General features: G+C 43.4%; 10 protein-coding genes. 6 read left to right on the top strand and 4 right to left on the bottom strand.

The window, feature by feature from the left end; translation table 11 throughout:
- Window positions 1-173: 173 nt before the first annotated feature.
- Window positions 174-2,879 carry a cyanophycin synthetase gene (gene cphA / locus V7K69_RS10720; protein ID WP_335034102.1) on the top strand — a complete coding sequence of 902 codons (2,706 nt, stop codon included), beginning with the start codon at window positions 174-176 and terminating at the stop codon, window positions 2,877-2,879.
- Window positions 2,880-2,943: 64 nt separating this feature from the next.
- Here cphA and tatA read toward each other — a convergent pair whose 3' ends face one another.
- A complete protein-coding gene (gene tatA, locus V7K69_RS10715) occupies window positions 2,944-3,117 on the bottom strand; it encodes a twin-arginine translocase TatA/TatE family subunit (RefSeq protein WP_012412063.1) in 174 nt (57 codons plus the stop codon).
- A gap of 154 nt (window positions 3,118-3,271) precedes the next feature.
- Here tatA and V7K69_RS10710 point away from each other — a divergent pair, with 154 nt between their 5' ends.
- The 3 genes from V7K69_RS10710 to V7K69_RS10700 all read left to right on the top strand — a co-directional run bounded on the left by V7K69_RS10710 (window position 3,272) and on the right by V7K69_RS10700 (window position 9,492).
- Window positions 3,272-3,394 carry a hypothetical protein gene (locus V7K69_RS10710; RefSeq protein WP_335034038.1) on the top strand — a complete coding sequence of 41 codons (123 nt, stop codon included), beginning with the start codon at window positions 3,272-3,274 and terminating at the stop codon, window positions 3,392-3,394.
- A gap of 696 nt (window positions 3,395-4,090) precedes the next feature.
- On the top strand, window positions 4,091-4,540 hold the full coding sequence (locus V7K69_RS10705) for a cation diffusion facilitator family transporter (RefSeq protein ID WP_335034036.1): 450 nt from the start codon (window positions 4,091-4,093) through the stop codon (window positions 4,538-4,540).
- Window positions 4,541-4,719: 179 nt separating this feature from the next.
- On the top strand, window positions 4,720-9,492 hold the full coding sequence (locus V7K69_RS10700; RefSeq protein WP_335034033.1) for an esterase-like activity of phytase family protein: 4,773 nt from the start codon (window positions 4,720-4,722) through the stop codon (window positions 9,490-9,492).
- An 82-nt stretch (window positions 9,493-9,574) separates the two neighbouring features.
- Here the strand turns inward: V7K69_RS10700 and V7K69_RS10695 are convergent, their stop codons facing one another.
- Both V7K69_RS10695 and V7K69_RS10690 read right to left on the bottom strand, forming a co-directional pair.
- Window positions 9,575-9,787, bottom strand: a complete 213-nt coding sequence (locus V7K69_RS10695) for a hypothetical protein (RefSeq protein ID WP_442936132.1) — start codon at window positions 9,785-9,787, stop codon at window positions 9,575-9,577.
- Between the two features lie 144 nt (window positions 9,788-9,931).
- Entirely contained in the window at window positions 9,932-11,335 is a 1,404-nt protein-coding gene (locus V7K69_RS10690; RefSeq protein ID WP_335034031.1) for a serine/threonine protein kinase, read from the bottom strand.
- Window positions 11,336-11,430: 95 nt separating this feature from the next.
- Here V7K69_RS10690 and cbiT point away from each other — a divergent pair, with 95 nt between their 5' ends.
- Complete coding sequence (cbiT, locus tag V7K69_RS10685; protein ID WP_335034029.1) at window positions 11,431-12,033, top strand: precorrin-6Y C5,15-methyltransferase subunit CbiT; 603 nt, start codon at window positions 11,431-11,433, stop codon at window positions 12,031-12,033.
- A gap of 159 nt (window positions 12,034-12,192) precedes the next feature.
- Complete coding sequence (locus V7K69_RS10680; protein ID WP_335034027.1) at window positions 12,193-13,074, top strand: phosphatidate cytidylyltransferase; 882 nt, start codon at window positions 12,193-12,195, stop codon at window positions 13,072-13,074.
- A 217-nt stretch (window positions 13,075-13,291) separates the two neighbouring features.
- Here V7K69_RS10680 and V7K69_RS10675 read toward each other — a convergent pair whose 3' ends face one another.
- The gene (locus tag V7K69_RS10675; protein WP_335034025.1) at window positions 13,292-14,008 is read right to left on the bottom strand and encodes an LmeA family phospholipid-binding protein; all 717 of its coding nucleotides are present in this window, start codon (window positions 14,006-14,008) and stop codon (window positions 13,292-13,294) included.
- Between the last annotated feature and the right edge of the window lie 117 nt (window positions 14,009-14,125).

The raw sequence follows: 14,125 nt of genomic DNA, 5'->3' as shown, positions 1-14,125 counted from the left end.
TCGCTATCATAAATCTCAAATCCAAAATCGGTTGACCGCACATTTATTTCTTGTTGTCAAAAAATGATGAGAATACTATGTAAAAAGAAAAAACTGTTTGCAACGAACAGTTTAGCGGTCAATTACAGTAAGAAACTAGAATTTTGGTTCCGAATCTCCATCTACCTATTCCCATGAGAATCCTCAAGATCCAGACCTTACGCGGCCCAAACTATTGGAGCATTCGACGCCACAAGCTGATCGTCATGCGCCTCGATTTAGAAACCCTTGCCGAGTCGCCCTCGAATGAAATCCCAGGCTTTTATGAAGGACTAGTTGAGGCGCTGCCGAGTCTGGAGGGTCATTATTGTTCGCCTGGCTGTCGTGGTGGTTTTTTGATGCGAGTCAAAGAAGGCACGATGATCGGCCATATTGTAGAACATGTAGCTTTAGAACTCCAGGAATTAGCTGGTATGCACGTTGGCTTTGGTCGCACCCGCGAAACTGCCACACCCGGAATTTATCAAGTAGTAATTGAATACCAGAATGAGGAAGCGGGACGCTACGCTGGACGAGCCGCAGTGCGGCTGTGCCAGAGTATCGTTGATCGAGGCCGTTATCCCAAAGCAGAACTAGAGCAAGATATCCAAGACCTGAAAGACTTCACCCGTGATGCTTCCTTGGGCCCTTCCACTGAAGCAATCATCAAAGAAGCAGAAAAAAGAGGTATTCCCTGGATGTCTCTAGAAGCCCGCTTTTTGATTCAGCTAGGCTACGGCGTGAATCAGAAGCGAATGCAGGCCACAATGACAGACAACACCAGCATTCTGGGTGTAGAACTAGCTTGCGACAAAGAAGCCACTAAACGCATCCTCGCGGCAGCTGGTGCGCCAGTACCCAGAGGTACAGTGATCAACTTCTTAGACGATTTAGAACAAGCCATTGAATACGTTGGCGGCTATCCCATCGTTCTCAAGCCCTTGGATGGCAATCATGGACGTGGGATCACCATTGACATCAGAACTTGGGAAGAAGCGGAAGCTGGCTACGAAGCAGCTAGACAGGTTTCTCGATCAATTATTGTCGAAAGATATTACGTTGGGCGTGACCATAGGGTATTGGTGGTAAACGGCAAAGTAGTCGCAGTTGCCGAACGTGTACCAGCTCACGTTATTGGCAATGGTAGATCCACCATCTCCGAATTAATTGAGGAAACAAACCTCGATCCAAATCGCGGTGAAGGACATGATAACGTCCTGACCAAGATTGAACTAGATCGCACCAGCTACCAACTCTTAGAAAGGCAAGGCTATACTCTAAATAGCGTTCCACCCAAGGGTACTATTTGTTATCTCAGGGCAACAGCCAACTTAAGTACAGGTGGTAGCGCCGTAGACCGTACCGATGAAATTCACCCAGAAAATCTGTGGTTGGCACAACGGGTAGTCAAGATTATCGGTTTGGATATCGCCGGACTCGATATTGTTACCACAGATATTAGCCGTCCCCTGCGGGAAGTCGATGGCGTAATTGTTGAAGTTAACGCCGCTCCCGGCTTTCGGATGCACGTTGCCCCAAGCGTGGGTATTCCCCGCAACGTTGCTGGTGCAGTAATGGATATGCTGTTCCCCAACGAACAATCTAGCCAAATTCCTATCCTCAGCGTTACTGGTACTAATGGCAAAACCACTACTACCCGGCTACTAGCACATATTTATAAACAGACTGGTAAAGTAGTAGGATATACTACAACCGATGGAACATATATCGGCGATTACTTAGTGGAAGCTGGCGACAATACAGGTCCCCAAAGTGCCCACGTCATCCTCCAAGATCCCACAGTGGAAGTAGCTGTACTGGAAACCGCTCGCGGTGGCATTCTCCGTTCTGGATTGGGCTTTGAAGCCGCAAATGTGGGAGTAGTCTTGAATGTAGCCGCCGACCACTTAGGAATAGGCGATATAGAGACTATTGAGCAATTAGCTAATCTCAAGAGTGTAGTAGCAGAAGCCGTATTCCCTGATGGCTATGCGGTACTTAACGCTGATGATCATCGCGTCGCCGCCATGTCAGAAAAGACCAAGGCTAATATTGCTTACTTCACCATGAACCCAGACTCAGAATTGGTGCGAAAGCATATCCAAAAAGGTGGAGTAGCCGCAGTTTATGAAAGTGGCTATTTGTCAATTGTTAAAGGTGATTGGACACATCGGATAGAAAGAGCAGAAAATATACCTTTAACAATGGGCGGACGTGCGCCGTTTATGATTGCCAACGCTTTAGCTGCAAGTTTGGCAGCATTCGTGCAAAACGTCACAATTGAGCAGATTCGCTCTGGTTTGAAGACTTTCCGAGCTTCAGTTAGTCAAACGCCAGGACGAATGAATTTATTTAATTTAGGCAACTACCACGCTTTAGTAGACTATGCCCACAACGCAGCTAGTTATGAAGCTGTAGGTTCCTTTGTAAGGAACTGGACTACAGGACAACGGATTGGCGTAATTGGTGGCCCGGGCGATCGCCGCGACGAAGATTTTGTTACTTTGGGCAAATTAGCAGCACAAATTTTTGACTATATCATTGTCAAAGAAGACGATGATACACGGGGACGTTTACGGGGTTCCGCCGCCCAATTGATTATTCAAGGCATTACCCAAGTGAAGCCTGATAGCCGCTATGAATCAATTTTGGATGAAACCCAAGCGATTAATAAAGGCTTAGACATGGCTCCTGATAACAGCCTGGTGGTAATTCTACCAGAAAGCGTGACTAGGGCTATTAAGTTAATTAAGCTGCGTGGTTTAGCCAAGGAAGAGACACATCAACAAAATACTGGCACAGCGATCGCTGATTCCCAAAATGGAATCGCACCTTCTTCTGTAGTCAATACAGTACTGTAGTCAACAGTCAAGAGTCTCAAGTTCAGTATTTCAAAGTTTTTCAGCCTTGACTCTTGACTATTGACTATTGTTTTTCTTCTTCTGAATTAGTTTCATCACTGGGGGTTTTCATCTCCTCCTTAAAACCTCGTAGGGTTTTGCCTAGTGCAGTACCCAATTCGGGAATTTTTTTAGGACCAAAAATTAGAATAGCGACTATGGTAATTACAGCGATTTCTGGCCATCCTAGTCCAAACATATAAATTTCCTCTAAGGCATCTGTAATTAAATATAAACATTGATGGCTCAAATTCCGCTAATAACCCAAGTTGCTAGTTATGCGGGAGTGCGATCGCAGAAGTTGCAATACACTAGTCTGGTAAATATCGCTACAGAGTTAGCGAGGTTTGCAGGTGAAAAACGAAGAACTGTTGCAAATTATCGAACAAGCTGCTAGAGAAAAGGCAGAGGCAGCATTTGTCGCTAATTTGAACGATTGTGTTCGCAAAGCCCCAGATATCCCATCTGTGAATTGAAGAAGAATACAGAATTCAGAATCAATACTTCACACGGTGTGCAACTTTCTCTCAAACCTAACCCCCAGCCCCTTCCCTACAAGGGAAGGGGAGCAAGACTTAAAGCCTCTCCCCGCTTCGGGGAGAGGTTTGGAGAGGGGTTTTAAGAATAAGTCGCACATCGCGCTACTTCTCTACGAGAAGCTACCCCAACAGCAAGTGGCACAGTGAGCTTGCCGAACTGCTCAGTAATCGCTTAACATACTCATAAATTTTCTGCCAACTTACTTAGTCCTATATAATTTTTTGATTTCAGTAAAAACACTAAACCTGACAGTAAGTTGCTAGGTTTAAACTGGTTCGTTGAAACCTGGTGGCGATGGTAAGCTAAAAATCTTTTAATTTGCATCCTCAAAAAAATGAATCTCTTATGGGGTGGGCAACATGAGCGCCCTATTTGTGCAAATTCAATGCGCGACAGCTTAACTCTTTTGAAGTAGCATTAACTGCCTCAAGTTAATATTCAACAGACTATTGATACGTTACCGAGTACTTAAAATATTTTTCTTGCACTTTGAGGAAGAGTTAACCAAGCTATTGAGGTATTGTCCAAAAGCCAGCTATTTTCCACAGTAGCGTTTATGTATTGATGTACTCAAAATCAAAAGATGTAGTTTCTAGTTGAAATTACTTTAAAACCATTAAGATGTCTTCCTAATGCTATCACTTAAATGGTGTGAATGTTCTTATGCAGATAATTCTCCTAAACTGATTTCGCATCAGGAAAAGTCTAAACTTTTGTGGATAGCAGTGTATTTACTGGCGGTTTTTTTTGTTGCAGAATCAAGTATAGGTTTGTGGAGCAGAAGTTTATCCTTACAAGCAGATGCAGGACATATTCTTGCTGATATAGTAGGTTTATTGATATCGCTATTTACTACTGTTTTTGCACAACAATCTGCTAAAACTAAGGCAACATTTGGCAACCAGTATTTAGAAGTGCTTGCAGCCTTAATTAATGGGTTTAGTTTAATAGCGATCGCAATTTTTATTATCTGGGAAGCTATTCATAGTTGGCAAAATCCAGAAACAATTTTAGGTTTAATCATTAATATATTCAGCATTAAATTGCTTCATCCCTACACTCGTAACGATTTAAATCTATAGCGAGCGTTTTTCCACGTAATTGCTGATCCTGTCAGTTCTCAAGGTGTAATTCATGAGCGATCGCTTTCTTATTAACCCATCGCTTTCACATAACTGACTACTCTTTTTAAACCATTACTTTTCTAATTTCTGTGGTTTCCAGTTTTACGTATCAAAACAACTTCTAAGGGCTATTAACAATGACAAATAATGCAACCCTAGTTACCACAATTACCATTGCAGCTAGTGAGACGGATCTGTTTCCCCTCAATGGCGGTACCAGTAGTGCTAACACCAATCGCCTGGGCGGATTTGGTTCAGATTTATTCTACGATTATCGCCAAGACGTATACTATGCCCTAGTTGACCGTGGACCTGGTGGTGGAGTGATTGACTACCAAACCAGAGTCGAGAAATTTTCTATTACCACCGATCCAACAACCGGAGCGATTACCAACTATCAACTACTAGGTACAATTCCCTTCACTATTGCTGCTGGAACAACTCTCAATGGTGTAACTTATGCTGCAACAACACCATTCAACGGGCGGAATGCGAAACTCCTCAATAGTGATGGTAGCGTACTTGGTTTAAGCCAAGACCCAGAAGGTTTTGTAGTTGGAAAAAACGGCAACTTCTTCGTTTCCGATGAATATGGCCCTTCAATTTACGAATTTAATCCTGCTGGGGTATTTGTTCGAGCATTTACAGCCCCCATTAACATCATTGCTAAGGTAAGTGGTACACCCTACTATGCAGGTGATGATAGTCCTGCTACCACCACTGGTCGCCAAAGCAACCGGGGTTATGAAGGCTTGGCCATCAGTCCAGATGGGACAAAGCTGTATGCTATGCTGCAAGATCCCCTACAAGAAGAGGGTTCTGGCGGGTCTAATCCAGGACGCAACAGCCCCAATGTGAGAATTATTAGATATGACGTTGCTACTGGTTTGAGTGATGCTCAATACATTTACCAGTTAGAAGCGTTGAGCGATATCAATGCTCGCATTCCCGGAACAACCAACGATTTCAGTGCCTCTGCTCAAGGACGCAATATTGGTATTAGCTCCTTGGTAGCCATCAATAACAACGAATTGCTAGTGATAGAGCGGGATAACCGGGGTGTAGGTATAGACGACCCCACAGGTATTAAACCCATTGGTAGCAAACGCGTCTTTAAGATTAACCTCACCGGAGCAACAGATGTTAGTACTACTAATTTAGCTGGGACTAACACTCTACCCCTCGGAGTGACACCAGTAAGTAAAACCCTCTTGCTGGATATTGCTGAGGCTATCCAAGGTGCAGGAAGGACAGTTCCAGAAAAATTTGAAGGATTAACAATTGGACCCCGACTGTCTGACGGTACCTTTGCGCTGATTCTTGCTACTGATAACGATTTCAGCGTCACCCAAAACGGTAGCAATACACAGTTTGACGTTTATAGCAATGGTGTTAGTACTGCTCAGGTAGCCATTGGTAGTGCTGCTCCTACAGCCCCCGCAGGAGAGCCAGCCTACACCCTCCTTCCCAGTTATTTGTATTCCTTCAAAACTCAAGCAAATACCTTAAACCCCACTCCTGTATTTGACTTTAGTAGCGCCAACTACAGCGTTATCGAAGGTAATGCCCCTGGTTTTACCACCAATGCCACTGTGAGAGTGACTCGTACAGGCAGCATCGCTGGTACAGATACAGTGCAACTGCAATTGAGTGATGGTACAGCTAAAGGTATTGCTGTTACTCCTACCCAAGATACAACCCAAGGACCGAGCAGTTCTGCAACCCCTTATATAATCCCCGTAACATCAGGATCGGGTGTCAGTTTGACCTCGATCTTAAGCGTGGGTGACAGCATCGGTGGTTATAAGATGGTCGGGATTCCCGATGGTTTGGGAGCCTTCGACAACGGTGATGGTACATTCACCTTGTTGATGAACCATGAAATTGGCAATACGCTCGGCGTTACCCGCGCTCACGGCGGTAAAGGTGCATTCGTTTCTAGTTGGGTGATCAACAAGTCAAATCTGTCAGTTGTCAGTGGTAGCGATCTGATCAAGAACGTTTACAACTGGAACGCTGCCACTCAAAGCTCTAATACCACCACCAGCACGATTGACTTTAGCCGATTTTGCTCTGCCGATCTCCCCTCTGTCACAGCCTACTACAACGCCGCCACTGGACTCGGCTCTCAAGAGCGTATTTTCATGCACGGCGAAGAAGGTGGTGCTACTGGTTATCAACTAGCCACGATCGCCACTGGTGCCAACAAGGGGAATAGCTATATTCTCGGTAAGTTCAATCTCAGTACCAATAACTCCGGTCTGACTGGCGTTGGTGGTTGGGAAAACGCCCTCGCCAATCCCTTAGCCCAAGATAAGACCATCGTGATCGGCAACAACGACGGTGGCACAGGCATTATGAGCAATGCTGTTGCGGTCTATGTTGGTACCAAACAAAACACTGGCACTGAAATTGACAAAGCGGGTCTGACTAATGGCACACTCAAGTTTATTAATGTAGCTGGCAGTACTGCGGAAATCGTCAACACCACTACCCGCGCCACAAATATCACCAGTGGCACAGCCTTCACTCTCAGCGGCACAGCCTCAACCACCTTCTCACGTCCCGAAGATGGCGCATGGAATCCCCTCAATCCTAGTCAGTACTTTTTCACAACTACAGACCGTATTGACCAAGTGGCTGACGGCATTGGTACTCAGGTTGGCCGTAGCCGCCTCTGGCGCTTGAATTTCAGCGATATTACCAACCCGGATGCAGGTGGCACTATCGATCTGCTACTCGATGGTACTGAGGGTGGCAATATGTTCGACAACATGACTGTTGACAAGTACGGTCACATTTTGCTCCAAGAAGACGTGGGGAATGCTGCTCACAACGGCAAAATTTGGCAGTACGACATCGCCACTGACACATTGAAACTGCTGGCGAAACACGATCCTGCCCGCTTTGGTGATATTGGGGTTGCTGCAACTACACCGTTCACTCAGGATGAGGAATCCTCTGGGATTATTGATGCTCAAGATATCCTGGGACCAGGTTGGTTTTTGCTCGATACCCAAGCCCACTACGCCATTACAGGGGAACTGGTAGAAGGTGGACAATTACAAGCACTGTTTAATCCAGACACCTACAACGCTTACCAAGCGGACTACAACAATACCCCAGACTACAACAACATCCCAATTACCGTTACCTTCAATCCTGGTGAAACTTTCAAAGATGTGCCGATTCCCATTGCTGGGGATACGAATGTCGAAAATAATGAAACGGTAAACCTCACCTTGGTGAATCCTAGCTCTAATAGTGCAGTGGGAACCAAGCAGCCCAACTCCCTGCTGACGATTCAAAATAATTCTGCTCCTACTAATGTGAGTTTAAGTGCTACCAGCGTTAACGAAAATGTGACAGCCAACACAGTGGTAGGTACATTTACCACTACTGACCCTGATACAGGTAACACTTTCACCTACAGCTTAGTTGCCGGAATTGATGATACCGATAACGCCGCCTTTGCGATCGCAGACAATAGCTTACAAGTCAAGGCTTCCCCAGACTTTGAAGCCAAATCTTCTTACAGCATTCGGGTACGCAGCACTGATAATGGTGGACTTTCCGTTGACAAGGTGTTAGCTATCCAAGTTAACGATCTCAATGAAGCACCCACAGATTTAGCATTGGGTGTAACAACTGTTGATGAAAATGTCCTAGCAAACACAGTTATTGGCACATTTCAAACCACCGACCAAGACGCAAATAATACTTTCACCTACAGCTTAGTTGCCGGAATTGATGATACCGATAATGCCGCCTTTACCATCAACGGGTATAAGTTGCAAATTAATAGTTCCCCGAACTTTGATATCAAATCTAGTTATAAAATTCGGGTAAAAACAACAGACCAAAGTGGACTGTCCTTTGAGAAAGCGTTGAATGTTGGTGTTAACAATATCGTTATCCCTGCTCAACTTACAAAGGGTACTGATGATGTCTTTAATATCAAAGGTGACAATGGTAAAGGAATACTCAAAATTACGATCGCTAGTAGCACTCCTAATGCTAATCAGTTGAGTGAACTAGGTGTATTTAATGTTGATGATGCTGCGGGTAGTGTTAAAGATGATACTGGTAAATCACTTCTTCCCGGTGCAAATGGTTACGCCAAAGCCGCTTTAGCACGAGCCAAGGTGCTTTTCTCCACCATTGCCAATTTGCCAAATGGGTTCAGTAACAATGATGTTGTTCGCTTACTGCAATTAGACTTTGGCTCTAACCTCAGATTTTATTTAGTTCAAGGCACTACAACTCAAACTGTAATCAGTAAAAACAGTTACAGTGATGTAGTGTTTTCCTCAACCCAAAATATTAAAGACTTGGGTAACAATGGTTTCTCCCTTAATTTCCAGAATCTAGTGGTGAATATTCAGTCGACAAATCAATCATTAGATTCCGGTTTGAGTAACCAATTTGGTCAGCAAGGTTCAACTAAAGGAGAAATACTTTATGTGAACGATAAAGTGAACGCTACTTTCACTGTTAACAGTGAAGCGGCTTATGACAACTTTATTGGCTTTTATCAGGTGACTGATGAGACTGGTAGTATTAATGTCAATGGTACGATTTATAAACCTGGAGACTCAGGGTACACTCAAGCAGCAATTAATAGTCGGGTTGTCGGACTGACAGGAACTAACCAAGTCACAATCAAATCCAACGGAAAATTTAGTTCTAATACTATGTTTGCACCATTTATTATTGCTAATGGTGATCCCAACACATATATCAGCCGGGGAAATCCGGTTTATTTCTCATTCTTAGGTGCTAATCCAACTAGTGATAAGCAAGTGGATCATATCCGCTTATTAGGCAATAACACCTTTGGCTTTGAGGATTTACCAAATGGTGGCGATCAAGATTTCAACGATCTAATTGTGCAAGTCAATTTGAGCTAGAAAAGGCAGCAACGCGATCGCTCCTTCCCTACGCGGATCGTAGAGAAGGAGTACACAGTGAATATCTCAACGAGCAACTTCTTTAAAACAGTCCTAACTGTACTGACTGGTTCTTGTCAGCATTTTCTGTTGCTATTGGTGGCAAATCTGCTGGAGGTTGAACAACCAAAGAAGCATTTTCTTCAAATCTCAGTTTTGAGCTTCTGATGTAGTTTTCATCAATCTCAAAAGCTAACCAGCGTCTTTGTAAAGTTTCTGCAACTCGACCTGTCATATTAGAACCAGCAAAAAGCATAAGTTTTCCAACTATTAGCTATTTTTTTGATCAATTTCCTGGATGAATAGGGCAATGTGCCAAGTATCCGCGTAAGTACATAGTTACTACATTGAGTTTGGTTGAGATAAAAGTGGACACCTTGAACAAAGCTCGCTAGCTGAACTAACTTTCCATTGGCTTGGTAATTGGCAAACCCAACCAATCACTTAATTCATGAGCTAACCATTCAAGTTCTACTTCGGATTTAATACCGATATCGTTTCCACCAAGCTGATATTTTTGTACTCCTGAGCAAATATATAATTGTGCTGGAACGGCAATTCTAGTGTCATCAGAATTTTTAGTAAAATGTTTGGGAATGTAAACTAACTTATTAATACTTTGCCTTGACGATGCACGGGGGCGATAAAATTTCCAACTAAATAACTCCCAACTTAGGGTAATTTGTTCTGCATTCAGGCGTAAGCAGATGCGTCCAAATAAATGAAAGAGAAGTTTATACACCATGAGAAAGCCAGCACCCCAAAAAGGAAGTGAGAACAAAGCAAAGGGGATGTTGACAGGAAAAGGAATAGAGAGTGCGCCAATTGTCCAAAAGAGGATAAATGAATTCCAGACGATCGCAAATAAACCTGTAAATACTATTGCTGGATCAAAACCAGCCGGTGGAATGATAATTTCTAGAGAATCCCCATTTTTGGTTAATTGAATCTTACTCCCATCTGGTTTACCTACAACCAAAGTAGGCAAGTTTGTCGTTTGTGGTTTGTCTAAAGCTGCAAACGCACCAGTAGCAGAACTAAAACGCCTTTCTAAACTGGGTTCAGTCATTTGCTGCAACCAGCGAGTCAATTCAGGACTCACATTAGCCACCTGTTCAAACTGAATCCGAAAATCCTTTTGGGGTAAATCGGCTGGATGAGTACCCGTCACTAAATAAATTAAAGTTGCACCTAAGCTATAAAGATCAGAAGCCGGAACCGTGCGTCCGCCAAATTGCTCATGTGGCATATACCCATAGCTTCCCACCACAGTCCTAGTTCCACCTTCTGTAGCAAGGACAGTTTGCACCGAGCCAAAATCTACTAGGTAAACTTGACCAACACTGTTACCAGAACGCTCTCCCAATAAAATATTGCTAGGCTTAATATCACGATGGATAACAGGCGGATATAACCCATGTAGATAAATGAGAATTTCTAAAAGTGCTTTGGCTATCTCTTTGACTTCTACTTCGGTAAAAGTCCGGCCAGATTGGACGTATTGCTCTAAAGTTTGGGCTGGGATATAACTTTGTACTAGGGCAAATCCTTTGATGGTGGGTGAATTTACCTCAAAATAGTCTAAATAGCGAGGTATTAAGGGATGTGACAAAGATTTTAGAGTTTCAGCTTCTCGCTCAAACAGCTTGAGTGAATCCCATTCAAAGTCACCATCAAAAGAGAGTAACTTAATAACAACCAATTCCTGAGTGTTCAAATCACGAGCTACAAGCGTCCGCCGCCCTGATTTTTTGCCTAATAACTGCTGAACTTGATAGCGTTCGCCTAATATTTCACCAATCATTATGGTTTCTTATAATGCTACGTTTGAAAAGTTTTTATAGCTTATGACTTTTCAATTTCGGCAAATCGATATCTTTAGTATAATTGCGTAATTCTATGCCCTCCCAACTTTGGCCTTATATTACCCCTGGTATTCCTGATGAACTGTTCGAGCATTTGCCAGGAATTCCCCTGAGTCAGCGAGAAGTCCGGCTACTGTTAATTGCCCAACTGCGACTAACATCAGATTCTGTATTGTGGGATATTGGCGCAGGGACAGGTACAATTCCCGTAGAAGTTGGGCTATTGTGTCCAAAAGGTCAAATTATTGCTATAGAAAGGGATGAAGAAGTAGCTAACCTGATCAAGCGCAACTGCGATCGCTTTGATGTGAAAAACGTCGAAGTCATTGAAGGTATCGCCCCAGAGTGTTTACATGACCTCAAGGTTGCTCCTCACCGCGTTTGTATTGAGGGAGGAAGACCTATCCAGGATATTCTGCAAGCAGCATGGCATTATTTGCCACCATCCGGTCGGGTTGTAGCTACAGCTGCTAATCTAGAAAGTCTGTATGCTATTTCTCAAACCTTTTCTCTGTTAAGGGCTAGAAATATCGAAGTTGTTCAGTCTGCGGTTAACCGCTTAGAAACGCGCGGCTTTTCTCAAACCTTTACTGCCGTTGATCCCATTTTTATCCTCAGTGGTGAGAAACTGGATTAGGGCATGGGGAATGGGGAATGGGGAGTAGAGAGCAGGGGAGGCAGGGGGAGCAGGGGAAGAAGAACTATTGATTATTGACCAATACCCCATGCCCAATTCCCAATTCCCAATTCCCAATGCCCAATTCCCAATTCCCAATGCCCAATATTTAATACTTCTATGCCTTGGTCTCGGATTATTAGTGGAATTGTTGCGATCGCTCTTGCTCTTTCTGTTACCCTTTTGGGTGGCTGGTACTTTACCATCATGTTTGCGGTTGTCATCTTTTTGGGTCAACAGGAATATTTTAATTTGGTGCGAGCCAGAGGTATCGCTCCCGCCGCTAAAACCACTATGCTTGTCAGCCTAGTTTTGCTAGTAATTTGTACCATTGATGGCAGTTTAGCTGACGCTGTGATGCCCTTAGCTGGCACACTTATCTGTTTTTACCTGTTATTTCAGCCCAAATTTGCCACGATCGCTGATGTTTCGGCTTCTATAATGGGGCTATTTTACGTAGGTTATTTGCCGAGTTACTGGGTGCGATTACGAGCAATTGATAGTGCTGTTTTTAGCAATCTACCTTTAGGGGGTTACTGGCCTTCAACGTGGACAGATTTCTGGGAAAAGGCAAGTTCTGCTTCTTTACCACAAGGTTTTACAGCAACAATGCTGACTTTTTTGTGTATTTGGGCAGCCGATATTGGTGCTTACACCATTGGTAAATTCTTTGGGAAAACCCGTCTGTCTGAGATTAGCCCAAAGAAAACTGTAGAAGGTGCTGTATTTGGTATTACTTCAAGTGTTACTGTAGCCATAGCAGGAGCCTATTATCTCCACTTGCCTAGATCCTTGTTGACTGGTTTAGCATTGGGTTTGTTGATTGGCATTGCTAGTCTTTTAGGGGATCTTACCGAGTCTATGCTCAAGCGTGATGCTGGAGTCAAAGATTCTGGACAATTAATTCCCGGTCACGGTGGTATTTTAGACCGTACCGATAGTTATATTTTCACAGCACCTTTGGTTTATTATTTTGTGAAACTACTGTTGCCGCTACTATAAAGCTTTTGGGTTGAGTTCAAAAGAGGCAGGGGGAAGGGAGCAGGGGGAAAGATGTTGCAATTAACCCTTCCACAAGGCTTTCAAGCCCCTTCATTTATGTATGGAATTTCATCCTGGGTTTGAGTCCCCTGACCCTTTTACTCTTGTTCTCCTCATCCCCTGAGAGGTGCTAGATCATTTAAAATAGGGTATTACTATTTTTTAATTTTTCACGATCTTAAGGATTAACGTTAATCTGCCCCCGACACATCAGTTTGCCTGGGATCAACGTTAGTTCTTGGATATCGACATCTGAGCCAAGCTCCAGATTGTACTCATGATTGTCGTCTAATATATCTCCCTCGTGGGGATTGATTTTTATTTGTGTTAGTTGCAACTCATGCCCGCTAAGTAACTGTAAGCCGCCCAGACAAATCTCTAGAGGCATTGTTTCAGTATTGGTTACTCTGGTGCCTCGCAGTATAATTTGATTGTTATCAAGGATAATTTCTTGCCAGTTTATTGGTTGTGACTTGGGGAAATTTGTTGGTAAAACTTTAACCAGCAAATCGCTCAAAGCAGTTGATAATAAGTCAGATGAGAGAGAAGTATTCAAATCATTCTCGTCTACGATCAAATCGCCAACCACTGATACTGTTTCTAACAGTCGTAATGGCTTTCCCTTAAGTACGGAACCAATGTTTATCTGAATATTTTCTGCCGTTAATTGAATTTGTGTAATTAGGAGACCTTGATAAACTGCATGAGTAGCAAAAATAGATACCAAGGGGATACGCCCAGAGAGAAGTTGGCGATCGCTTGCTTTAATTTCCACTTCTAATTCTGATATTTGGCTCACTTGCGCTCTTAACCAGAGCTTTAGGGCTTTTGTGAGTACCTGCGTAATTATGCGGATTTTATTTGCATTTGTCGTTTGCGAATTTTGCTCTGGCATCTAAGCAATCTGTTTAGGAGTATTTGCTCAACAATTGGACAGAAATTAAACAAGTCTTAAATGTAACATTTATGCCTACTCGCTACAAAATGCAAATATCATTTAATTGTTAACAGT

It is taken from the genome of Nostoc sp. (assembly GCF_036917775.1).
Classification (GTDB): domain Bacteria; phylum Cyanobacteriota; class Cyanobacteriia; order Cyanobacteriales; family Nostocaceae; genus Nostoc.
The sequence above is the reverse complement of the archived record's forward strand: the minus strand, read 5'-3'. Positions and strand labels throughout refer to the sequence as shown.